Annotated in this window: 17 protein-coding genes; 12 read left to right on the top strand and 5 right to left on the bottom strand. The window is 63.3% G+C overall.

Annotated elements, in window-relative coordinates; all coding sequences use genetic code 11:
- Nucleotide 1 precedes the first annotated feature (1 nt).
- Complete coding sequence (locus H143_RS0113425) at nucleotides 2-340, top strand: P-II family nitrogen regulator (protein ID WP_019938765.1); 339 nt, start codon at nucleotides 2-4, stop codon at nucleotides 338-340.
- Between the two features lie 70 nt (nucleotides 341-410).
- Here H143_RS0113425 and H143_RS0113430 read toward each other — a convergent pair whose 3' ends face one another.
- Nucleotides 411-1,319 carry a LysR family transcriptional regulator gene (locus H143_RS0113430; protein ID WP_019938766.1) on the bottom strand — a complete coding sequence of 303 codons (909 nt, stop codon included), beginning with the start codon at nucleotides 1,317-1,319 and terminating at the stop codon, nucleotides 411-413.
- 167 nt (nucleotides 1,320-1,486) lie between these two features.
- Between H143_RS0113430 and H143_RS0113435 the strand changes: the two genes are divergently transcribed.
- The 9 genes from H143_RS0113435 to H143_RS0113475 all read left to right on the top strand — a co-directional run bounded on the left by H143_RS0113435 (nucleotide 1,487) and on the right by H143_RS0113475 (nucleotide 15,010).
- Nucleotides 1,487-3,115 (top strand): gamma-glutamyltransferase family protein, encoded by a 1,629-nt coding sequence (locus H143_RS0113435; protein WP_019938767.1) that lies wholly within the window; start codon nucleotides 1,487-1,489, stop codon nucleotides 3,113-3,115.
- Nucleotides 3,116-3,157: 42 nt separating this feature from the next.
- The gene (locus H143_RS0113440; protein WP_019938768.1) at nucleotides 3,158-4,681 is read left to right on the top strand and encodes an ABC transporter substrate-binding protein; all 1,524 of its coding nucleotides are present in this window, start codon (nucleotides 3,158-3,160) and stop codon (nucleotides 4,679-4,681) included.
- Between the two features lie 18 nt (nucleotides 4,682-4,699).
- Nucleotides 4,700-5,644, top strand: coding sequence for an ABC transporter permease (locus tag H143_RS0113445; RefSeq protein WP_019938769.1), 945 nt, complete (start codon nucleotides 4,700-4,702; stop codon nucleotides 5,642-5,644).
- A complete protein-coding gene (locus tag H143_RS0113450; RefSeq protein ID WP_019938770.1) occupies nucleotides 5,641-6,519 on the top strand; it encodes an ABC transporter permease in 879 nt (292 codons plus the stop codon). Before H143_RS0113445 ends, H143_RS0113450 begins: the two co-directional genes overlap by 4 nt.
- Before the next feature lie 8 nt (nucleotides 6,520-6,527).
- Nucleotides 6,528-8,381: a dipeptide ABC transporter ATP-binding protein gene (locus H143_RS0113455; protein ID WP_026350040.1), complete on the top strand. Its 1,854-nt coding sequence runs from the start codon at nucleotides 6,528-6,530 to the stop codon at nucleotides 8,379-8,381.
- A gap of 217 nt (nucleotides 8,382-8,598) precedes the next feature.
- A complete protein-coding gene (locus H143_RS0113460; protein WP_231378504.1) occupies nucleotides 8,599-9,612 on the top strand; it encodes a TRAP transporter substrate-binding protein in 1,014 nt (337 codons plus the stop codon).
- Between the two features lie 29 nt (nucleotides 9,613-9,641).
- Nucleotides 9,642-12,344: an EAL domain-containing protein gene (locus H143_RS21640; protein WP_196801307.1), complete on the top strand. Its 2,703-nt coding sequence runs from the start codon at nucleotides 9,642-9,644 to the stop codon at nucleotides 12,342-12,344.
- 183 nt (nucleotides 12,345-12,527) lie between these two features.
- Nucleotides 12,528-13,061: a YaeQ family protein gene (locus H143_RS0113470; RefSeq protein WP_026350042.1), complete on the top strand. Its 534-nt coding sequence runs from the start codon at nucleotides 12,528-12,530 to the stop codon at nucleotides 13,059-13,061.
- 278 nt (nucleotides 13,062-13,339) lie between these two features.
- Entirely contained in the window at nucleotides 13,340-15,010 is a 1,671-nt protein-coding gene (locus H143_RS0113475; protein ID WP_081627135.1) for a methyl-accepting chemotaxis protein, read from the top strand.
- 189 nt (nucleotides 15,011-15,199) lie between these two features.
- Here the strand turns inward: H143_RS0113475 and mdeB are convergent, their stop codons facing one another.
- Both mdeB and H143_RS0113485 read right to left on the bottom strand, forming a co-directional pair.
- Nucleotides 15,200-17,848, bottom strand: coding sequence for an alpha-ketoglutarate dehydrogenase (gene mdeB / locus H143_RS0113480; protein WP_019938776.1), 2,649 nt, complete (start codon nucleotides 17,846-17,848; stop codon nucleotides 15,200-15,202).
- A gap of 207 nt (nucleotides 17,849-18,055) precedes the next feature.
- On the bottom strand, nucleotides 18,056-19,252 hold the full coding sequence (locus tag H143_RS0113485) for a methionine gamma-lyase (protein WP_019938777.1): 1,197 nt from the start codon (nucleotides 19,250-19,252) through the stop codon (nucleotides 18,056-18,058).
- Nucleotides 19,253-19,346: 94 nt separating this feature from the next.
- On the opposite strand from H143_RS0113485, the gene H143_RS0113490 reads away from it, so the two are divergent.
- A complete protein-coding gene (locus tag H143_RS0113490; RefSeq protein ID WP_231378505.1) occupies nucleotides 19,347-19,880 on the top strand; it encodes an Lrp/AsnC family transcriptional regulator in 534 nt (177 codons plus the stop codon).
- A 70-nt stretch (nucleotides 19,881-19,950) separates the two neighbouring features.
- Here H143_RS0113490 and H143_RS0113495 read toward each other — a convergent pair whose 3' ends face one another.
- On the bottom strand, nucleotides 19,951-20,514 hold the full coding sequence (locus tag H143_RS0113495; protein WP_019938779.1) for a chorismate lyase: 564 nt from the start codon (nucleotides 20,512-20,514) through the stop codon (nucleotides 19,951-19,953).
- Nucleotides 20,515-20,594: 80 nt separating this feature from the next.
- On the opposite strand from H143_RS0113495, the gene H143_RS0113500 reads away from it, so the two are divergent.
- Nucleotides 20,595-21,326 carry a pseudouridine synthase gene (locus H143_RS0113500; protein WP_019938780.1) on the top strand — a complete coding sequence of 244 codons (732 nt, stop codon included), beginning with the start codon at nucleotides 20,595-20,597 and terminating at the stop codon, nucleotides 21,324-21,326.
- A 10-nt stretch (nucleotides 21,327-21,336) separates the two neighbouring features.
- Here H143_RS0113500 and H143_RS0113505 read toward each other — a convergent pair whose 3' ends face one another.
- Nucleotides 21,337-22,281, bottom strand: coding sequence for a LysR family transcriptional regulator (locus H143_RS0113505; RefSeq protein ID WP_019938781.1), 945 nt, complete (start codon nucleotides 22,279-22,281; stop codon nucleotides 21,337-21,339).
- Nucleotides 22,282-22,393: the final 112 nt, after the last annotated feature.

A 22,393-nucleotide genomic window follows, 5' to 3' on the forward strand; every position in this document is an offset into this window, starting at 1 on the left:
CATGAAACAAGTCACCGCCATCATCAAACCCTTCAAGCTGGACGAGGTGCGCGAGGCGCTGGCCGAGGCCGGCGTGAGCGGTCTGACAGTCATTGAGGTCAAGGGCTTCGGCCGCCAGAAGGGCCACACGGAACTGTATCGCGGGGCCGAATACGTGGTGGACTTCCTGCCCAAGATCCGCGTCGAGGTCGTGCTGCCCGATGATCGCATCGAAGGCGCCATCGAGGCAATCCTGAAGGCTGCCCGCACCGGCAAGATCGGCGACGGCAAGATCTTCGTCACGCCGGTCGAGCAAGCCATACGCATCCGCACCGGCGAGAGCGGCGACGCCGCGCTGTAGTTCCCGCAAGTTTGCGCTGAAACGGCCGGCATCGATGCCGGCCGTTTCTCTTTGATGCGCCGTGCCGGCGTTAGCGCGCGGCCGGCGCGTCGGCCGCCTGCTTGCAAAAAGCGCTGGTACAGCGCGCGCGGATGACGCCGGTGATGGCCTGGCGCATGGGATCCCGCCGCTCCAGCATGCCTATGGGCCGCGCGATCGACCCCAGGTCGGCCGGCAGGGACAGGACCCGCAGGTCCGGCGCGCGCCGCCAATGCGCACCGTTGAGCAGCGGCAGCAGCGTCACGCCCACTTCCTGGCGCACCAGCGCGACCAATTGCTCGATGGCGTTCAGTTCCAGGAATTCGTCGATGGAAACGCCCAGCCGACGCAGCGTGCGCTCGATCTGCCGGCCGGTGCGCTGCGTGCGGTCAAAGCGCAGAAAGGGCGACTGGGTCAACACTTCGCGTACGTTTCTGCCCGGGGCCGAGGCCGGGGCCAGCACTACCAGGGGTTCCTCGTACAGCCCGGTCCAGCGCGTGCTGGCCATGGGCCGGCCGAACTCGACCACCAGGGCGGCATCCAGCTCGCCGGCCTCGACCTTGCTGGCCAGTTCGCCGGACTTGCCCGAGAAAATGCGTATTTCCAGGGCAGGGTGTTCGCGCTTCATGGTCGACACGACCTTGGCCAGCGTGCCCATGCACGAGACGATGGCACCGACCGAAACCGAACCGGCCAGCGTGTCCGGTGCGCCGGGCGGCTGCCGCATCCGGTCGTAGAGTTCCAGCAGATGCCTGGCCTCGGGTATGAGTCCGCGGCCGGCGGCGTTCAGGATGGCCAGCCGGCCGCTGCGATCGAAAAGCTCGCGCCCCAGTTCGTTTTCCAGCGTGCGCATCTGGAAGCTGACCGCAGCCTGGGTCAGCGCCACCTGTTCGGCGGCTTCGGAAAACGAACCGTGCTGCGCCACCGCCAGGAAGGTACGCAGGAATCTCAGCGTGCTCATGGTTTCGGCCCGGCAATCGGGCGCAGCTGGGCATTCATAAAATTTTTTTGAATAAGAAAACAAAAAATCAAATTGATCTAATTAAAGCACGAGAGTAATTTCAAAAACTTGCGGCAGTGTCGTTGCTGACCGCTCTTCTACGATTCACTCCGACGCAGGAACGCGCAATGAAGGCTTTCGACTGGACCAACCCCTATCCCTCGCGCCGCATTCCGGTCTTTGCGCGCAACGTCGTCTCCACTTCGCATCCCCTGGCCGCCCAGGCTGGGCTGCGCATGCTGCTCAAAGGCGGGTGCGCGGTGGACGCGGCCATCGCGGCGGCGGCCGTCATGATGTTGACCGAGCCCGTATCCAACGGCTTGGGCAGCGACTGCTTTGCCATCGTCTGGGACGGCACGCAACTGCACGGCCTGAACTCCTCGGGCACGGCACCGGCTGCCTGGAGCGTGGACTACTTCAAGAAGAAGTACGGCACCGGTCCCGACGGCTTGGCCGCTCAACCCAAGCGCGGCTGGGATGCCGTGACGGTCCCTGGGGCGGTGGCCGGCTGGGCCGCCCTGCATGAGAAGTTCGGCAAATTGCCCTTCGATGCGCTTATGGAGCCTGCCATCGAGATCGCCGAGCGCGGCTATGCCGTGCCGCCGGTGGTCGCTCACAAGTGGCAGCTGGCGGCCGACGAACTGCACTCGCAGCCGGGTTATGCCCAGGCATTCATGCCCCATGGCCGCGCGCCGCAGGTCGGAGAGCATTTCCGCATCCCCGATGCGGCATGGACCCTGCGCCGCATTGCCGCCAGCCGCGGCCGCGACTACTACGAGGGCGAGATCGCCGAGCGTATCGCCGCCTTCAGCAAGGAGTGCGGCGGCGCCATGACCCTGCAAGACCTGCGCGGCTACCAGCCTACCTGGGTTGACCCCATCTCGCAGTCCTATCGCGGCTACGAATTGCACGAGATCCCGCCAAACGGGCAGGGCATTGCCGCGTTGATCGCGCTGGGCATCTGCGAGCATTTCGATCTGAAGGGCATGGGCGTGGACACAGTGCAATCGCAGCACGTGCAGATCGAAGCCATGAAACTGGCTTTCTCCGATCTGTACCGATACGTGGCCGATCCGCACAGCATGGAAGTCACGCCCGGGCAGATGCTCGATCCGGCCTACCTGGCCTCGCGCGCCAAGCTCATCGACCTGGACAAGGCCTCGTATCCCACGGCCGGCCGGCCGGCCGCCGGCGGCACCATCTATATGAGCGCCGCCGATGAAAGCGGCATGATGATCTCGTTCATCCAGTCCAACTACATGGGTTTCGGCTCGGGCATCGTGGTGCCGGGCACCGGCATCAGCCTGCAGAATCGCGGTCTGGGTTTTTCGATGGATCCGAAGTCGGCCAACATGGTCGAGGGCGGCAAGCGGCCCTTCCACACCATCATTCCGGGCTTTCTCACCCAGGGCGGGCGCCCGGTGATGAGTTTCGGCGTGATGGGTGGGGACATGCAGCCGCAGGGCCACCTGCAGACCGCCATCCGCATGATCGACTACGACCAGCAGCCCCAGGCCGCGTGCGACGCGCCGCGCTGGAAGCTCAACCGCGACCAGACGCTGGATGTCGAATCCTCCATGGAGCGCAATGTGGTCCAAGGGCTGGCGAAGATGGGGCACCGGCTCAAGTCCATCGACGATCCGTACATGGATTTCGGCGCGGGGCAGTTCATCTGGCGCATGTCGCCGGACGATAACGAAAAGGGCTATGTGGCGGCGAGCGATCCGCGCCGCGATGGCCTGGCAGCGGGTTTCTGAAGTCAACAAACTGGCATAAAAATCACCTCAAGGGAAATGGCGATGATCAAATCGATACGCATGGGCCGGGTACTGCTGGGCCTGCTTCTGGGCCTGGCCTGTGCATCGGCCCTGGCGCAGACACTGCGCATAGGCCTGCAGGAAGACCCCGACACGCTCGATCCGCAACGCGCGCGCACCTACGTCAGCCGCATCGTGTTCACTTCGTTGTGCGACAAGCTCATCGACGTCGACAATAAGCTGCAGTTCGTGCCCCAGCTGGCCAAGTCCTGGTCTTGGAGCGACGGCAACAAGACGCTGACCTTCAAGCTGCGCGGCGACGTGCTGTTCCAGGACGGCACCAAGTTCGACGCGGCCGCCGCCAAGGCCAACTTCGACCGCGAAATGACCATGCCCGAGAGCATGCGCAAGAGCGAGATCAAGTCGATCGCCAGCGTGGCCGCGCCCGATCCGACCACGCTGGTGCTGACGTTGAAGCACCCCGACGCCACGCTGCTGGCCGCGCTTTCCGATCGGGCGGGCATGATGCTCTCGCCCGCGTCCTTCCAGGGCAAGCCAGTCGATGCGGTGGCTCAGCATCCGGTCTGCTCGGGTCCGTACAAGTTTGTCGAGCGCGTGCAGAACGATCGCATCGTGCTGCAGAAATTCAAGCGCTACTACGACGCCAAGGACTACCACTTCGACCGCGTGGTGTTCATGCCCATCCCCGATTCCACGGTGCGTCTGTCGAACCTGCGCGCCGGTAGCCTGAACATGCTCGAGCGCTTGAACCCGGCCGATGTGCCGCAGGTCAAGCAGGACTCCAGCCTGATCTTCGCGCCGGTCAACGGCCTGGGCTTCCAGGAGCTGTACTTCAATGTAGGCAACGGACCGATGGCGCAGAAGACGCCCTTCAAGGATCCGCGCGTGCGCAAGGCGCTGGAGCTGTCGATTGACCGCAATGCCATCGACCAGGTGGTGGGCAACGGCATTTTCCCGCCGGCCGGGCAGCCTTTCCCGCCCGCCAGTCCTTATTTCAGCGCCAAGTTTGCGCCGCCGGCGCGCGACGTGGCCCAGGCCAAGGCGCTGCTCAAGCAGGCCGGCGTGGCCCTGCCGGTCAAGGGTACGCTGTCTTTCGGCAACAACACCACGACCTCGGCCATGGCACAGATGATCCAGGCCATGGCGGCCGAGGCAGGTTTCAACCTGACGCTGCAGCCGGTCGAATATGCGGCCTTGTTGAGCCAGACGCGGCAAGGCAATTTCGAGATGGCATTGCAGGGATGGTCGGGACGCGTGGATCCGGACGGCAACCTGACGCTTTTCGTGGCTTGCAAGGCCTCGTTCAACGACGGCCATTACTGCAATCCTCAGGTCGACAAGCTGCTTACACAGGCGCGCGAAGTCCCCGACATGGCGCAGCGCAAGGCGCTGTACGAACAGGCCGAGACCATCCTGCACCAGGACGAACCCAACTTCTATCTCTACTACCAGCCCTGGCCCTTCGCCCTGCAAAAGAAGGTTGTGGGCTTCACACCGTCTCCCGACGGCATGATCCGCCTCAAAGGCGTGCACTTCGCCCAATAAGCTGCTGAACAAGGCGCCATGCTCCGACTGATATTGCGACGCGTGCTGGTGGCCATCCCGACATTGATCCTGGTGTCGATGATGGTCTTCCTGCTCCAGAAAATCCTGCCCGGCGATCCGGTGCTGGCCATGGCCGGTGAAGACCGCGATCCCGCTGTGATGAACTACCTGCGCGAGAAATACCATCTCAACGATCCGCTGCCGGTGCAATACGCCGCCTGGGTCAGGCAGGTTCTGCACGGCGACCTGGGCAAGTCGCTGCGCACCGACGTGCCCGTCAACAAGCTGATCGAGGAAAAGCTGCCCGTCACCGCGCAACTGTCGGTCATGGCCATGATCTTCGCGCTCATCCTGGGCATACCCTCGGGCATCATCGCCGCCGTGCGCAAGGGTTCGGCGGTGGAGATGGGGGCCAATATGGCGGCGCTGTCGGGCATGTCGATCCCCAGCTTCTGGCTGGGCATCATCCTCATTCTGGTGGTGTCGGTCCATTGGCAATTGCTGCCAGCCTCGGGGTATGTGCCGCTCTCGGAAAACTTCTGGCTGTCGCTCAAGACGCTGCTGATGCCGGCCTTCGTCCTGTCCCTGGCCATCGCGGCCTATTTGATGCGGCATACCCGCTCTGCCATGCTCGAGGCGCTGAGCGCAGATTACGTACGCACGGCGCGCGCCAAGGGCGTGCCGGCCTACAAAGTGGTGCTGCGCCACGCGCTGCGCAACGCGCTCATGCCCATTGTCACGCTGGTCACGCTGCTGCTGGGGGAACTGCTGGCCGGTGCGGTGCTGACCGAACAGGTATTTACCATTCCGGGTTTCGGCAAGCTCATCGTCGATGCCGTGTTCAACCGCGACTACGCCGTGGTGCAGGGCGTGGTCCTGTGCGTGGCGGTGGGCTTCATCGCGCTCAACCTGCTGGCCGACGTGCTCTACATCGTCGTCAATCCCCGGCTGAGGCATTCATGAGCAGCGCTTTTTCCGCAGCCGCGTCCGTCGCGCCGCCGCGCGGCGGCAGCCGGGCCTGGGCCAAGTTCCGGCGCAACCGCTCCGCCATGCTGGGCGCGGTCATCGTGCTGGTGTTCGTGGTCCTGGCCGTGCTCGCTTCGGTGCTGGCCAACTACGATCCGCTCAAGGTCAATTTCCTGGCTGTTCGCAAGCCACCCTCGCCTCTGTACTGGCTGGGCACCGACGAGCTGGGCCGCGATATATACAGCCGCATGCTGTTCGGTGCGCGCGCCTCGCTCATGGTCGGCCTGGTCTCGGTCCTTATCGCCATAGCGGCGGGCGTGCCCTTGGGCCTGATGGCGGGGTATTTCGAGGGCTGGATCGACGGCGTGATCTCGCGCATCACCGAGGCGCTCATGGCCATCCCTTTTCTCATCCTGGCCATTGCGCTGGCGGCTTTCCTGGGACCCAGCCTGGTCAACGCCATGATCGCCATCGGCGTATCGGCCGCGCCCAAGTTCACGCGGCTCACGCGTGGGCAGGTGCTGGCGGTCAAGAGCGAGGACTATGTGCAGGGCGCACGCGCGCTGGGGGCGTCGGATCTGCGCATCATCGTGCGTCACATCCTGCCCAACGTCATGCCGCCTCTTATCGTTCAGGCCACCATCACCATCGCCACCTCCATCATCGCCGAGGCCAGCCTGTCCTTTCTCGGGCTGGGTCTGCAGCCGCCCGATCCCTCGTGGGGCACGATGCTGAACACGGCCAAGGATTTCATGAATCAGGCTCCGTGGATGTCGGTCTTCCCGGGCGCGGCCATCTTCCTGGCCGTGCTGGGCTTTAACTTGCTGGGCGATGGGCTGCGCGACGCGCTCGATCCGCGCCAGGAGAAATGAACATGGACATGGATGCCAAGCGGGTCGCGCAGGTGAACGGCCTGACGGTGCGTTTTGCGACGCCCTCGCGCGTGGTCGAGGCGGTCAGCGACGTTTCCTTTCACGTCGACCGGGGCGAGACACTGGCCATCGTGGGGGAATCCGGGTCGGGCAAGTCGGTGACTTCGCTTTCCCTGATGCGCCTGGTCGAATACGGCGGTGGGGCGATCGCAGCGGGCGACATGCACCTGCGCCGCCGCAACGGCCAGGTGCTGGACCTGGCCCGTGCCGACGAATCGGTGCTTGCCCGCGTGCGCGGCGCCGACATCGCCATGATCTTCCAGGAACCCATGACATCGCTGAACCCCAGTTTCACGGCCGGGGCGCAGATCGCCGAGGCGCTGCAGCTGCACCAGGGACTGGATGCCGGTGCCGCCCGCGCCCAGACTCTGCGCATGCTCGAGCGCGTGCGCATTCCCGAAGCGCGCGCCATCCTGGACCGCTATCCGCACCAGTTGTCGGGCGGCATGCGCCAGCGCGTCATGATCGCCATGGCCCTGTCGTGCAAGCCGCAGCTGCTGATCGCTGACGAACCCACCACCGCGCTGGATGTGACGATCCAGGCGCAGATCCTGCAGCTTATCCGCCAGTTGCAGGAAGAGATGGACATGGGCGTGATCTTCATCACCCATGACATGGGCGTGGTGGCCGAGGTGGCCGACCGTGTGCTGGTGATGTACCGAGGCCAGACGGTGGAAGAGGGGGGCACGGACGAGGTCTTCGCCCGGCCCGCGCACGGCTATACCCGTGCGCTGCTGTCGGCCGTGCCGCGCCTGGGCGCGATGCAGGGCACCACGCTGCCCGCGCCGTTTCCCCTGCTGCGCGTGGACGGCAGCAAGGTGCCCGAAACGCCGGACGCCGGCAAGGTCGATACGGTGCGCCGCGAACACGGGCCCATCCTGAGCGTGCGCGACCTCATCACGCGCTTTGACGTCGCCGGTGGCATTCTGGGCCGCGTCCAGAAGCGGGTGCACGCCGTGGAGAAGGTCAGCTTCGATCTGTATCCCGGCGAGACCCTTGCCCTGGTGGGCGAGTCGGGCTGCGGCAAGACCACCACGGGCCGCTCCCTGCTGCATCTGGTCAAGAGCCAGGGCGGCCGCATCGAGTTCGATGGCCAGGATATAGGCGCCCTGCGCGGCCCGGCCATGCAGGCCATGCGCCGGCATATCCAGTTCATCTTCCAGGATCCCTTCGCCTCGCTCGATCCGCGCATGACGGTGGGCGACTCGATCATGGAGCCGCTGCTCATCCACCGTGCGGCCCGCGGGCGCCAGGCGCGCGAGCGGGTGCGCTGGCTGATGGACAAATGCGGCCTCCTGCCCGAGATGGCCGATCGCTACCCGCACGAGTTTTCCGGCGGCCAGCGCCAGCGCATCAGCATTGCGCGGGCCCTGGCTCTCAATCCCAAGGTGGTCGTGGCCGACGAATCGGTGTCGGCGCTGGACGTCTCCATCCAGGCGCAGATCGTCAATCTGTTACTGGACCTGCAGCGCGAACTGGGCGTGTCCTTCCTGTTCATTTCGCACGACATGGCTGTGGTCGAACGCATCAGCCACCGGGTGGCCGTCATGTACCTGGGCCAGATCGTCGAAATCGGCCCGCGCCAGGCCATCTTCGAGCATCCGCAGCATCCCTATACCCGCAAGCTGATGGCCGCCGTGCCCATCGCCGACCCGACGCGCCGCCATCGCCAGCGCTCGCTGCTGGTCGACGAGATTCCCAGCCCGGTGCGCAGGGTGGGGGATGACCCGGTGGTGCGGCCTTTGACGCAGGTCGGCCAGGACCACTTCGTGGCGCGCCACCCGATAGGCGTTTACGCCTGAGGTACGATTCGCCGCGCGCAAGACGCGGGGGCTGATCCATTGCCATTCCTACCCGCTGACGGTAGTCTTGGCGCTATACCGAATCGTCGGCTTATTCGGCACACTCGATATGCCGCCCACCTATACCGCTGCCAAAGCCGTGGACCAGCCTTGCAAGACTTCGCGTCGTTTTATCAAGCGGGAAAAGAAGATTTCCTTTGCGGCGTTCGCCCTCCTCATGAGCTGCGCCGCTCATGCCCAAACCGGTCCCGACGAGCCGATCAGGCTGCAGATCATCGGCGGGCTTGCCGGGGTGACCCAATATACGAAGATCGAACGGCCTTTCTGGCAGTCTGGGATAGACAAGCTGTCAAAGGGCAGGATCAGCGCCACGATCCGGCCGCTCGATGCCGGAGGGTTGCGCAGCCAGGAGATGCTGCAGCTGCTGCGGCTGGGCGTGGTGTCGTTCGGCACCGCCATCGTGTCCGAAGTCGGGGATGATGCGCCGGAACTCAATGCCGTCGACCTGCCCGCACTCAATCCCGACGTGGCGACGTTGCGCCGGTCCGTCGACGCATTTCGCGGACATATGCGCCAACTGCTGCGGGATCGCTACGGCATCGAACTCCTGGGCGTCTACGCATACCCGGCGCAGGTACTGTTCTGCGCCAAACCCTTCAAGGGGCTCGATGACCTTGCTGGGCGCAAGGTGCGCACCTCCTCGGTGGGACAGTCTGAATTGATGGCTGCGCTGGGCGCCTTGCCCATGATTCTGCCTTTTTCCCAGACCACCGCGGCCTTGCGCGACGGCATTGCCGACTGCGCCATTACCGGAACGCTCAGTGGCTACGAAATCGGACTGCCGAACGTGACCACCGCCGTCCATACCTTTGCCATAAGCTGGGGGGTATCGATCTTCGGCGCCAACCAAGACTATTGGCATTCGCTGCCGGCATACGCGCGCGCAGTCATCCGGCGTGGCGTGAGCCAGCTCGAGAATGAAATCTGGTCGCAGGCGCAGGCCGATACGCAGCGGGGGCTGGCATGCGATGCCGGTACGGCGGCCTGCTCCGGCAAGCCTGAGCGACCGATGACCATCGTGCCGACTTCGCCTGCCGACCAAGAGCGGCGCCGGCGCCTGCTGACCGAGGTCGTCCTGCCACGCTGGTTCGAGCGCTGCGGCCAGGACTGTGTTTCGTCCTGGAATACCTATTTGAGACCGATCTACGCCATCCAGGCCAATGCGCCTTGATGCGTCTGCTGCGCCTGCTGCGAGTGTCAATGCTCAACCGGTTTAAGCTCATGGTCGGAGTCGGGATGGTGGCCATATTGCTGGCCGTCGTTGCGGGGACCGCGCACCTCATCGAGCAGAGAAAACAGATGGCATGGCATGCCGCGCAGCAGTCGCTGGAAAGCTCCGCGGTGGCCGTCGACAATGCGCTCGACCGGCAATTGCTGCAGGTCGACGGAGCCCTGGCCAGCTTTGCCACCTTGTTCGACGTGGCGCGGATTTCGCCCAGCCAGAGCGGGCCCGCCAGCACGTTGCTGCGCGGTCTGAACTTTCAGACCATGGCATTTCGCGATCTGTTGCTGGTCGGGCCGCAGGGCAACATCATTGCCTCTGCCAGGCCGAACGGCATGCGCCATGCGCTGGCGCCGCAAGTGGCGACGGCCGGACGCACGCCCACGCACCTTATCGGTCCGCTGCGCAACGCCATTACCGGCGATTGGTCGCTCTATCTCGCGCGCAGCGTCCCGGGTTGGAACGGTATCGTGCCGGTTGCCGAGATTCCTCTGTCCTCGCTCATGAACCTGCTGGCGCAGACCGGCGTCCGGCCCGGCACGCGGATATTTCTGGAGCGCGCCGACGGCAGGATCGTCGCCACGTGGCCCTATGACGAAATGCGGATCGGCAAACCCATGGCCTTCGGGCCGCCCGGCAATCTGGAAAACGGCATGGCCTTCGTGCATGAGGCGCAGAACGGCGCAACCCACCTGAATGTGGTCCGCACCTCGCTTTACGGCAATATCCGGGTCGTTCTGTCCACGAGCAGCGCGACCGCTCTCGCGGACTGGCGCAAGGACCGCGACAGGACGATCCTGGCGAGCGCGATCGCCGTCCTGCTCATGACGGCTTTCTCCGCGGCGATGTATCTGGTCATCCGCCAACGCGAGCGCGCGGACGCCGAGCGCAGACGGGCTGCCGTCATCCTGCACAACGCGATCGAGGCCATGTCCGACGGCTTCGTCATGTGGGACAAAGACGACCGGCTGGTCACTTGCAATCAGCGCTATCGCGACCTCTATGCCTTGAGTGCGCGCTTCATGACCGTCGGCGCGCGTTTCGAAGACATCGTCCGCGGCGGCGCCGAACTGGGACAGTACCCGCAGGCCACCGGGAGCATCGACCAGTTCACCAAGGATATCGTCACCTGGCATCGGCAGAGCAGCGGCATTATCGAGCGCCTGCTGCCCGATGGCCGGTGGCTGCTCATCACGGAGCGGCGCACGGCGGACGGTGGCATCGTCGGCATCCGCACCGACATTACCGCGCTCAAGGCGGCTTTGGCCGAATTGGCCGACGCCAACGAGCGCGCGAACGAGGCGGTTGGCAAAGCACAGCGGCAGAATGTGGCTTTGCTTGAGCAGGAAAGCCGCATCCGCTACCGGGCGCTGCACGACGATCTGACGGGCCTGCAGAATCGCCTAGCCTTCCGCGGCCAAATCGCGCAGGCGCTGCCGCGCACGGGGTATGGCCGCGACCCGGTCGCCCTGCTGTTTCTCGACCTGGACCGCTTCAAGGACGTCAACGACACGCTTGGGCATCCGGTCGGGGATCTGCTGCTGCTTTCGGTCGCAGAGCGCCTGCTGGGCTGCGTGCAGGACAAGGAGTGCGTCGCCCGTCTTGGCGGGGACGAGTTCGCGATACTCTGCCTTGATCGCAGTCAGCCGGAGCAGGCTCAGGCATTGGCCGCCCGCATCATCGACGCCGTCGGCCAGCCTTATTTCGTCCAGGAGCGGACGATCTCCATTTCGACCAGCATCGGCATCGCCGTCGCCAAGAGTCCGGACGTCGATGCCGACTTGCTGCTCAAACAGGCCGACCTCGCGCTCTATCAGGCCAAGGCCCAGGGGCGGGGCGTGAGCTGCGTCTTCACCGCCGAGATGGACCAGAGGCTGCGCACCCGCCTGGCCATGGAAGCGGATCTGCGCAGGGCTATCCCGCAGCGGCAGTTCAAACTGTCGTACCAGCCGGTCTACGAATTGAAGTCGCATAAGTTATGCGGGGTCGAAGCGCTGCTGCGCTGGCATCATCCGGTACACGGCCTGATCGGACCGGCGGACTTTGTTCCGCTGGCGGAAGAAACCCGGCTGATCGTCGAAATCGGCGAATGGGTCATCCGCCAGGCCTGCGCGGACGCTATGCGGTTTCCCGAGTTGGCGCGAGTCGCCATCAATCTGTCGCCTGTGCAATTGGTCTACGGCGATACGGCTGCGATCTTGCGTGGCATTCTGGGCGAATCAGGACTGAACCCCGGCAGGCTTGAGTTCGAGATCACCGAGACCGCGCTGCTGGCCAACGACAACCTGACGCTGGAAACGCTCAAGAGCCTCAAGAGTCTGGGCGTGCGCATCGTGCTCGACGACTTCGGCACGGGCTATTCCAGCCTGAGCCATCTGCGCATCGTTCCCCTGGACAAGATCAAGATCGATCGCTCGTTCGTGCACGACATGACGGTCCGTCCGGATTGCGCCGCGATTGTCGCTTCCATCGCAGCGCTCGCAACCGAACTGGGCATGACGACCACGGCGGAGGGTGTCGAAACGCTGGATCAGCTCGATGCGGTGCGGCGGGCGGGCTGCACGGAAGTCCAAGGCTATCTGCTGGGAAAACCGAGGCCGCTTGGGCAAACCGGCTTTGCGCCGTACTTCGATGCGTCAGGCGGCTCCGGGCCGGGGCAGAACGTTGTCCCTGCGCCATAGCGGGCCGGTCCGCCGCAGCGATTGGCATCCAAGCAAATCGCAAATCGCATGTTGCTGATGTGAAGACCGCGCAGGCACAGCGCCCGTTGACACGAAAAAGAGCCAGACACTGGTCGGTAATGGAGCGGCAAGCCAGCAGCGCAGGGGGCGGCGTGCCGGCACCAAGGTATGATTGCGCCCACTATGGCCCTGCGCGCAATCATCTACAAAGCCGAACTACACATCGCCGACGGCGACCGCCATTATTACGGCAGCCACTCGCTGACTATCGCTCGGCATCCGTCCGAGACCGACGAACGCATGATGGTGCGGCTACTGGCCTACGCCTTGAACGCTCGGGAAGACCTGGTTTTCACCAAGGGCCTGAGCGACACCGACGAACCCGATATCTGGCGCAAGGAATTGCACGGCGACATCGCGGACTGGATCGAGATCGGCCAGCCCGAGGAGCGCCGCATACTGAAGGCCTGCGGCCGCGCCGAAAACGTGCGGGTCTATTGCTACAACCATGCCAGCAATATCTGGTGGAACAGCATCAGGAACAAGCTGGAGCGCGCCCGCAACCTGCACGTGGTTCATTTCCCTTCGGAGCAGGCCCAGGCGCTGGGCGCCCTGGCCGAGCGCACCATGCAGGTCCACGTCAACATCCAGGACGGCGAGGCCTATGTCTCGAGCGACAAGGGCCAGGTGACGGTGCGGCCGGAAAGCTGGCGTTGATCCTCGGTTGATTGGCTTAAGAAAAAGCGCCTGCTAAGGCTGCGAAATAAGAGTCCAGTGAAGGCCAGCTAAAGCCGCGGACTCTGAGGTTGTCTACGCGATTTTGCGGGTTCGGCCATCAAGGTGTCGCCTACATTGGGCTTGCACTTATCTTAATATTTTTAAAAAATAAGGGTTCTTACTTAGTTATACAGTTTATTTTTTACTTGTCCAAGGTAATGCTGTTTTGGGCTGTATATTTAAGATTCTTTTTGTAAAAATTCACGCAAAAAATCATGATGAAATCGATGAGAATAGGTCAGAAGCTCGGTGGCGCGTTCGGGATCGTCGTGTTGATATCGTTGCTTGGAAGCGCAGTTTCTATTCTCAATTTTCTTAAGCTGAACGAGGCCAACGGCTGGAATATTCACAGCTATAACGTACTGCGCGCGAACGACAGCATGTTGACCAGCATGGTAAACATGGAGACGGGCGTGCGCGGATATGTGATCACAGGCGACGACAATTTTCTGGAGCCTTATCGCGAAGGCCAAAGCCAGTTCACCAAATCGTTTGACCTCATTCGGTCGCTCACTTCCGATAATGCAGCGCAACAAAACCGGCTGGCAACGCTGCAAGAGATGCGACAAAAGGTGGGTGAAGTCAACGATACGTTGATTAAGCTGAGACACGACGTCAATACCGATGCGCAGAAGCAAAATGTATTGAATGCTTACGTGAAGCAAGGCACGCAAAAAGTTTTCATGGACCGCTTTCGTGCTGTGTCTTCCAAGATCGCCGACGCCGAGCAGGTTTTGCTCGATCAGCGTTCCAAGGAGGTGGTTACGATGGCCGCCTCAACGAAATTTTCTTTGGCCATTGCCGGCTTTTTGACGGTTGTTCTTTCGATCGTGTTGGGCACGGTAATTACTCGAGGAATTATTCGATCGCTGGGCGGTGAACCGACCGAAGCGGCAAGCGTGGCCAGCCGTATAGCGCAGGGTAATCTCGCAGTGTCAGTGTCAGTGTCCCCCAAGGATCGAACCAGCCTGATGGCTTCTTTGGAGTCGATGAGGCGGCAACTCAGAGGTATCGTTTCTGGAATCCAGGTTTCCGCTGAAGCAATAAGGGCTTCGGCTGGGGAAATCGCCCAGGGGAACCAGGATCTGTCGCAACGGACCGAAGAACAGGCCGCTTCGTTGGAAGAGACCGCGGCGAGCATGGAACAGTTGACGACGACGGTTCGTCATAACGCCGAAAGCGCAAAGCAGGCCAACATGCTCGTAACTAATGCCTGCGACGTAGCCTTACGGGGTGGAACAGTCGTAAACCAGGTCGTGGAGTCGATGCAGGCAATTTCGGAGAGCTCGGGTAAGGTGACGCAGATCATTACTGTGATCGAAGGCATTGCGTTCCAGACGAATATTCTTGCGTTGAATGCTGCGGTCGAGGCTGCGCGCGCCGGCGAACAGGGACGTGGCTTTGCGGTCGTCGCTGGCGAGGTCCGCACGCTTGCACAACGTAGCGCCAGCGCCGCCAAAGAAATCAGGGATCTTGTTATGAGTTCGGTTGAGCGCGTGGCGGCTGGCTCAGAACAGGTCGAACAAGCAGGGGCTACCATGTCTGAAATCGTTAAGTCAGTGCGGCAAGTGACCCAAATCATGGGCGAAATTGCGTCGGCATCCGATGAGCAGGGGACTGGAATCGAACAGGTGAACACGGCAGTAGGGCAGATGGATACGGCCACGCAACAGAATGCGGCATTGGTCGAGCAAGCATCGGCTGCCGCGCAGGCAATGGCCGAACAGGCTTCCGCACTGCGTGACGCAGTAGCGTTCTTTAGAATTGGTCAGGCTGACGAACGAACGCGCGATGCGCAGGGAGAGGACCTGCGTCTTTCGTCAGGCTCTTGGAACACAGTTTACGAATCCACTTCCCCTGTAGTGCTTATGTCTCATACTTCGGGATGAGAGTACGCATCGGGTTGAGCGCGGACTCGTGAGCCGGCGCCCGCGATGCATGGTTATAGCCAGGACAGCGAAGCTTATGCATCGAGCGAAAAGGGCGAGCCGACGGGTGCGCCGCAAAGCTGGCGTTGGTCCTTGGTTCGTCGGCTTAAAAGAGCGTAAAGCCCTTTCAGCTTAAAAACCTCGACACGCTCAACGCCCGCAAACCGGTCCGTCCAGCATCCGACGGGCGGCCTTGACGATGCTGTCGGCATCGACGTGGAAGAACTGGCGCAGCATCGCCCGCGTATCGCTGCGGCCGAAGCCATCGGTGCCCAGCGTCAGATAGCGGGCGCCCGCAGGCAGATAGGCGCGCACCGTTTCAGGCACCGCCCGCACGTAATCGCTGGCCGCGATCACCGGCCCCGCGAACGAACCGAGCTGCTGTCGCAGGAATGGCATCTCAGCGGGGTCTCCCGGTTTGCCGTCGAGCGCGGCCGCCTCGCACGCCGCGCCGTCGCGTGCCAGCTCGCTCCAGCTGGTGACGCTGTAGACGTCCACGCTGATGCCTTGCGCATGCAGCTGTTCGGCCGCCTTGACGACCTCGGTGAGGATGGCGCCCGATCCCATCAATACCACCTGCGCCGAGGCGGCGCCGGCAGGCAGGCGCAGATGGCGATAGCAGCCTTTCAGGATCTGCTCGTGCAAAGACGCGTCCACGTCCGGCTGCGCGTAGTTCTCGTTCATCAGGGTGATGTAATAGAACACGTCCTTCTGTTCCACCATCATCTCGCGGATGCCCGCGTCCACGATCACCGCCATCTCGCCCGCGAAGGCCGGATCATAGGACTTGCAATTGGGAATCGTGGCGGCAACGAGGTGGCTGGTGCCGTCCTGATGCTGCAGGCCTTCGCCGCCCAGGGTCGTGCGTCCCGACGTGGCACCGAGCAGGAAGCCGCGCGGGCGCTGGTCGGCGGCTGCCCAGATCTGGTCGCCCACGCGCTGGAAGCCGAACATCGAGTAATAGATGTAGAAGGGCAGCATGGCCAGGCCATGCACGCTGTAGCTGGTCGCGGCGGCGGTCCAACTGGCGATGGCGCCGGCTTCGCTGATGCCTTCTTCCAGGATCTGCCCGTCCATGGCCTCGCGGTAACTGAGGATGGAGTCGATGTCTTCGGGCGAATAGCGCTGGCCCACGCTGGAATAGATGCCCGCCTGCTTGAAGAGGTTGGCCATGCCGAAAGTGCGCGCCTCGTCGGCGACGATGGGCACGATGCGCGGCCCGAGCGCCGGGTCCTTGAGCAGGGCGCCCAGCATCCGGACAAAGGCCATGGTGGTGCTCATGGGCTTGCCGCCGGCCTGGACCGCGAATTGCGCGTAGGCCTCGAGCGCCGGCTTTTGCACCACGGCCGCGGCGGTTTCGCGCCGGGGCATGAAGCCGCCGAGCGCCGCGCGGCGGGCTTTCAGGTAGGTGACCTCGGGGCCGTTCTCCTCGGGCTTGATGAATTCCAGCGCCGTGGCCTGCGCGTCGTTCAGCGGCAGGTTGAAGCGATCGCGAAAGCCCAGCAGGTCCGAGGCTTCGAACTTCTTTTGCGAGTGCGTGGTCATGCGACCCTGGCCGGCGCTGCCCATGCCGTAGCCCTTTTTGGTGTGGGCCAGGATTACGGTGGGTTGGCCGCGGTGGCTGGCCGCCGCCGCGTAGGCGGCATAGATCTTGACTAGATCGTGCCCGCCGCGCTTGAGCCGGTCGATCTGCTCGTCGCCCATGTTCTGCACCAGCCGCGCGAGCTGTTCGTTCTGGCCGAAGAAGCGTTCGCGGTTGAAGCGCCCGTCCTTGGCCGCGAAAGTCTGCATCTGCCCATCTACCGTCGCGGCCAGGGCCTTGATGAGCGAGCCGTCTTCGTCCTGGGCGAAGAGGCTGTCCCAGTCGGAACCCCACACCAGCTTGATGACGTTCCAGCCCGCGCCGGAGAACAGCAGCTCCAGTTCGTCGATGATGCGTCCGTTGCCGCGCACCGGGCCGTCCAGGCGCTGCAGATTGCAGTTGACCACCCAGATGAGGTTGTCGAGCTTTTCGCGCGCGGCCAGGGTCAGAGCGCTCATCGATTCGGGCTCGTCCATCTCGCCGTCGCCGAACACGCCCCAGACTTTGCGGCCGCCGCAATCGAGTAGATTGCGATGCGTGAGGTAACGCATGAAGCGCGCCTGATAGATCGAGCTGATCGGGCCTATGCCCATGGAACCCGTGGGAAATTGCCAGAAGTCCGGCATCAGGTACGGATGCGGGTAGCTCGACAAGCCACGCGCGCCTTGCGCCGCCGCTGTGATCTCTTGCCGGTAGTGCCGCAGGTCGTGTTCGCTCAAACGGCCTTCCAGGAAGGCGCGGGCGTAGACGCCCGGAGAACTGTGCGGCTGGAAGAAAACCAGGTCGCCGCCGTGCCGCGCATCCCGGGCATGGAAGAAATGGTTGAAACCGACTTCGAACAGGTCGGCGGCGCTGGCGTAGCTGGCAATGTGCCCGCCCAGTTCACCGTAGGCGGAATTGGCCCGCACCACCATCGTCAACGCATTCCAGCGAATGATGGCGCCCAGCCGCTCCTCCATGTCCAGGTCGCCGGGAAAGGCGGGCTGCTCCTGCACCGGAATGGTGTTTACATAGGGGGTGGACGCGCGCGCCTTCCAGCCAACGTTTCTTTGTTGGGAAAGCTGCTGCAAGAGATCGAGCATCTGTCTGACCCGTTCGGGGCCTTCGCAGGCCAGCAGCGCGAGCAGGGCTTCGCGCCATTCCGCGGTTTCTTGCGGATCGGAGTCGGCAAGGCCGGATTCGTTCGTATTCGAGAGAAACTGCTCGGGCGCGTTCATAAGGGAAGGGACTGGATCTGCGTATCGGTTCGGAGATACTTCAAAAGCGGTAGGCCGGGAGTTTATGGGCTATCCGGACAACTCTGCAAAGGAAGTACGCGGGTCTGCGGTTTTTACCCGAGTTTCACATTGAGCGTGCGTTTCGCGCAATGCGGCCATTTTCTCCCAACCCGATGGTTGCTCCGGATTTTTCCGGTGGTCGGCGATTTACAGGGAGCACCTTTCCAGTGCCTGACCGATGTCCTGGATGAGATCGGCGCAATCTTCCAGTCCCACCGAGAGACGCACCAGACCGTCCGAGATGCCGTGCGCGGCCCGTTCTTGCGGCGTATAGGTGGAGTGCGTCATGGTAGCCGGATGCTGGGCGAGAGACTCGCAGTCTCCGAGGCTCACGGCTCGCGCGAACAGCGTGAGGGCATTCATGAAGCGCCTGCCGGCTTGCACGCCTTGCGTGAGTTCGAAGGCGATCATGCCGCCGTAGCGGCGCATTTGCCGCGTCGCAAGCTCGTGCTGCGCAAACGAAGGCAAGCCGGGAAAATACACCTTGGACACCGCGGGATGCTCGTCCAGCATCGCCGCCAGCTCGGCGGCGCTGTCGCAATGCCGTTCCATGCGGATCGCCAAGGTCTTGAGTCCGCGCAGCAGCAGAAAAGCGTCCTGCGGCGACATGACGGCGCCGGTCATGTCCTTGAGGCCCTTCAGGCGTATCGGGTCGATGATTTCCCGGCTGGAAATGGCGATGCCGGCGGTGATGTCGCCATGGCCGCTCAGGTATTTCGTCGCCGAATGCACCACGATGTCGGCCCCCAGTTCCAGGGGGCGTTGCAGATAAGGCGTGCAATAGGTGTTGTCGACGACCACCTTGGCGCCGACGCGCCGGGCCAACTGGGCGATGGCGGCAATATCGACCAGGCTCATGGAAGGGTTGGCGGGCGATTCGAAATAGGCGATCTTGGTTTGAGGCGTGAGCGCCGCAGCCACGGCATCAAGATCCGACATGTCGACGTATCGCACACGCACGCCGAACTGGCCCACCCCGTGCTCCAGAAAGGCGAAGGTGCACCCGTACAGCGTCTTGTCCGCCAGGATTTCGTCGCCGGGCCGCACCAGCGGCCAGATTGTGGACGTAATAGCCCCCATGCCCGAGGAGAAGGCCACCGCCGCTTCGCCGCCTTCCAGCGAGGCCATGCGCGCTTCCAGCAGCTGCAGCGTCGGATTCGAGATGCGAGTGTAGAAATGCCCTTTTTCTTCGCCCGAAAAGCACTGGGCTCCATACTCCACCGTCGGAAAGGCAAAGGTTGCTGACAGGTAGATCGGCGGGATCAGGGCACCCTGGTTGTTCAAAGGATCGTAGCCGTGATGGATGGCTCGCGTGGCGAAGCCTTTGGCTTTCAGCTTGGACATTCCGGTCTCCGTAATTTTTTATGACTATGGAATTGTCTTTTCCTTTGTGAGAAAATTTATTCCAAATTTTGCTGCAACAAGCCATTTTTGAGCATTGTTCGAGCAAAAAATGTTTTCTTTATGGATGTTTATGCCTATGGGCTTTCGGCTTGCTCTGGATCGGACCGATTGCGCGTTGCTGCAGGCGCTTCAAGGCAACGCCCGGCTGACGGTCGCCGAACTGGCCGATCGGGTGTCCCTCACGCCGTCGCCGTGCTGGCGCAGAATCAAACGCCTGGAAGATTCGGGGCTGGTGCGAGCCTATCGGGCCATCCTTTCATCCGAAGGGCTGGGTTATGGCGTAACAGCATTCGTCAATATCATGATGGGCAGCCACGACAAGGACACGTCCACGCGCTTCGAGCAGCGCCTGACCGAGATCCCCGAAATCATTTCCTGCCATCACGTCTCGGGCAAGTACGACTTCCTGCTGGAAGTGGTGGCGGTCGATCTGCAGGCCTTCGGCGAATTCACGCGCGATGTATTGCAGGCGCTGCCGGGCGTCAAAGAGATTTACTCCAGCTTTTCGATGAAGGTACTCAAGGACGACCGGGTGCTTCCGGTGACTGCGGGCGCGAATTTAGATTGAAGCGGCCCAGGGCGGCCGTCTGCCTTCGTGGCTTTTCCATCCCCCCCAAAATTGCGGGATGGATGTCGATTCAGCCTGAGATGCCGCGCCAGAACCCCGGCACGAAACATTCGGCCACCAGGAGCGGTAGGCCGTGGCGCCAGAACACCGAGCGGCGCGCCCACAGCGGCGCGCGTGCGTAATCGGCGTGCACGCCCAGCACCGTGCTGTGCAGCGCCAGCGGATGCGCCAGGCGCGCGCAGGCGAAGGGCGAGCGCCGTATGGTCCGGTCGTGATAGAGCATGTCGGCCAGCGGCCGCGTGCGCAGGCGGCGCATGTTCTGCCAGACGCCGTGCGAGGCAGGCAGAGGGGTGAGGCTGCGCGCCACCACGGCATCGCGGCCGTCGATCGCCATGGCGATCTCGCGCACCCAGACCGGCGTACCCGGCGCGAGCCGCATGCCGTGGGCCTCGTCGGCCGGCGCGCCCGAGGCGTATTCGGCCAGCACCCGCAGTTCCATCTTGCCCAGGGCGCGCAAGCCCGCGGTCAGCGCCCCAGGGCGCAACAGCCAGGTCTTGTGGCCAACGGGCAGGGACGGGGGCAGCGCGGGACGCCAGCCCAGGGCGCTGACGGGAGGCAGGGAGCGGTACGTCATGGCTGCGTATTATGGCCCAGGCAGGGTCAGCGTGTTGCCGGACCTTCGGTTCCCGCTCCTACCGCCGTAAAATGCCGCCCATGGAAAAAGTGCGCATCTCCAAATTGATGTCCGAGCGCGGCCTGTGCTCGCGCCGCGAAGCGGACGCCTACATCGAGCGCGGCTGGGTCAAGGTCGACGGCATGGTGGTCGCCGAGCTCGGCGCCAAGGCTTATCCCGACCAGCAGATCACGCTGGAACGTGCCGCCCAGGCGCGCCAGACGGCGCGCGTCACCATCCTGGTCAATAAGCCTGTGGGCTATGTCTCGGGCCAGGCCGAGAAGGGCTACACCCCGGCCGTGGCGCTCATCGAGGCGCGCTCGCGCTATGCCGGCGACCGCGTGGCGCGCCGTTTCGAGCGTTCGCACCTGCAGGGCCTGGCCGTGGCCGGCAGGCTGGACATCGACTCGCAGGGGTTGCTGGTCCTGACCCAGGACGGGCGCATTGCGCGCCATCTCATCGGTGAAGACTCCGACGTCGACAAGGAATATCTGGTGCGCGTCCAGGGCCGCCTGAGCGAAGGCGGCCTGGCGCTACTCAACCACGGCCTGTCGCTGGACGGCAAGGCCTTGCGGCCCGCTCAGGTGCAATGGCAGAACGCCGACCAGTTGCGCTTTGTGCTGCGCGAAGGCAAGAAGCGGCAGATCCGCCGCATGTGCGAGATGGTGGGGTTGAAGGTGGTGGGATTGAAGCGCGTGCGCATTGGCCGTGTCTCGCTGGGCGACCTGCCGGTGGGACAGTGGCGCTACCTGCGCGATGAAGAGCGGTTCTGAGCGTCGGCTCTCAGCCGTCCCGAGCCAGGTCCTCAACGGTTTCGAACACGCCCGGGACCGCCGCGCCGCTGTCCAGGCGCTGCATCAGGAATTCGATGAAGATCCGGGTCTTGGCCGGCAGTAGCCGGCTTTCGGTCACCGCGTAGACCGGATAGGGGCCGGCATGCCATTCGGGCAGCACGCGCTGTAGCCGGTGCGCAGCCAGGTCGGCCTGCAAGCTGCTGACGCGCGCCATGATGCCTATCCCTGCGCCTTGCACGGTCAGGCTGTGCATCATCGTCATCGTGTTGATCGAGAATCGGCTGCGGGGCGCGAATTCGATCAGGGCATCGCCGTTGCTCAGAGGCCAGCGCGCAATGCGGCTGTTTTCCGCGCGATACGTCAGGCACTGGTGGCGGGCCAGGTCGCTGGGATGCCTGGGCTCGCCGTGGCGAGCCAGGTAAGCGGGCGATGCGTACAGATAGCCGTACAGCACGCCCAATTGCCGGGCGATGCGGGTCGAGTCGGGGCGTTCGCCGATTTCGATGGCGATGTCGCAGCTCTGGAAGACGCGGCTGGCGTGCTCGGGGTTGGCCTGGTCCAGGTGGAAGCAAACCTCGGAATACCGATCTGAGAAGTCGGTGAAGACTTCGGTGAGCAGTCCGGTGCCGAAATCGGACGGCATGTTCACTCGCAGCAGGCCGGAAGGTGTTTCAGCCAGATTCTGCAACTCTTCGTGGGCCACCTGCGCTGCCGCGATAATGCGCCGGCAGCGCTCGAAGTAGAGTTGACCGGCATCGGTCAGCTCGACCTTGCGGGTGGTCCGGCTGAGCAACTGCACACCGACGGCCCGCTCGAGCTCGGCGATCTGGCGCGACAGCGTGGACTTGGGTATGCCCAGCAATTCGGCGGCCCGGCTGAAGTTGCGGGTCTTGGCGACTTCGACGAACAGATAGATGCCTTGCAGCGGGTGCATCGCAATAGGGGGCGACGGATGAATCGCCTGATTGTCCCATATGCGGAATAATGTTTTCGTTTTTATCCCTATGCTTGCGTATCGAGATGTCGCAAAATGCCCGTTTTGCATC

The sequence above is a fragment of the Bordetella sp. FB-8 genome (assembly GCF_000382185.1).
Taxonomy (GTDB): domain Bacteria; phylum Pseudomonadota; class Gammaproteobacteria; order Burkholderiales; family Burkholderiaceae_B; genus Bordetella.

What these genes read in the sequence shown, in the direction of transcription:
- H143_RS21640 (WP_196801307.1), top strand. Translation starts at nt 9,642, where the DNA reads ATGCTCAACCGGTTTAAGCTCATGGTCGGAGTCGGGATGGTGGCCATA.
- H143_RS0113470 (WP_026350042.1), top strand. Translation starts at nt 12,528, where the DNA reads ATGGCCCTGCGCGCAATCATCTACAAAGCCGAACTACACATCGCCGAC.
- H143_RS0113445 (WP_019938769.1), top strand. Translation starts at nt 4,700, where the DNA reads ATGCTCCGACTGATATTGCGACGCGTGCTGGTGGCCATCCCGACATTG.
- H143_RS0113460 (WP_231378504.1), top strand. Translation starts at nt 8,599, where the DNA reads ATGAGCTGCGCCGCTCATGCCCAAACCGGTCCCGACGAGCCGATCAGG.
- H143_RS0113500 (WP_019938780.1), top strand. Translation starts at nt 20,595, where the DNA reads ATGGAAAAAGTGCGCATCTCCAAATTGATGTCCGAGCGCGGCCTGTGC.
- H143_RS0113435 (WP_019938767.1), top strand. Translation starts at nt 1,487, where the DNA reads ATGAAGGCTTTCGACTGGACCAACCCCTATCCCTCGCGCCGCATTCCG.
- H143_RS0113455 (WP_026350040.1), top strand. Translation starts at nt 6,528, where the DNA reads ATGGATGCCAAGCGGGTCGCGCAGGTGAACGGCCTGACGGTGCGTTTT.
- H143_RS0113430 (WP_019938766.1), bottom strand. Translation starts at nt 1,319, where the DNA reads ATGAGCACGCTGAGATTCCTGCGTACCTTCCTGGCGGTGGCGCAGCAC.
- H143_RS0113505 (WP_019938781.1), bottom strand. Translation starts at nt 22,281, where the DNA reads ATGCACCCGCTGCAAGGCATCTATCTGTTCGTCGAAGTCGCCAAGACC.
- H143_RS0113485 (WP_019938777.1), bottom strand. Translation starts at nt 19,252, where the DNA reads ATGTCCAAGCTGAAAGCCAAAGGCTTCGCCACGCGAGCCATCCATCAC.
- H143_RS0113440 (WP_019938768.1), top strand. Translation starts at nt 3,158, where the DNA reads ATGATCAAATCGATACGCATGGGCCGGGTACTGCTGGGCCTGCTTCTG.
- H143_RS0113450 (WP_019938770.1), top strand. Translation starts at nt 5,641, where the DNA reads ATGAGCAGCGCTTTTTCCGCAGCCGCGTCCGTCGCGCCGCCGCGCGGC.
- H143_RS0113475 (WP_081627135.1), top strand. Translation starts at nt 13,340, where the DNA reads ATGAAATCGATGAGAATAGGTCAGAAGCTCGGTGGCGCGTTCGGGATC.
- H143_RS0113425 (WP_019938765.1), top strand. Translation starts at nt 2, where the DNA reads ATGAAACAAGTCACCGCCATCATCAAACCCTTCAAGCTGGACGAGGTG.
- mdeB (WP_019938776.1), bottom strand. Translation starts at nt 17,848, where the DNA reads ATGAACGCGCCCGAGCAGTTTCTCTCGAATACGAACGAATCCGGCCTT.
- H143_RS0113495 (WP_019938779.1), bottom strand. Translation starts at nt 20,514, where the DNA reads ATGACGTACCGCTCCCTGCCTCCCGTCAGCGCCCTGGGCTGGCGTCCC.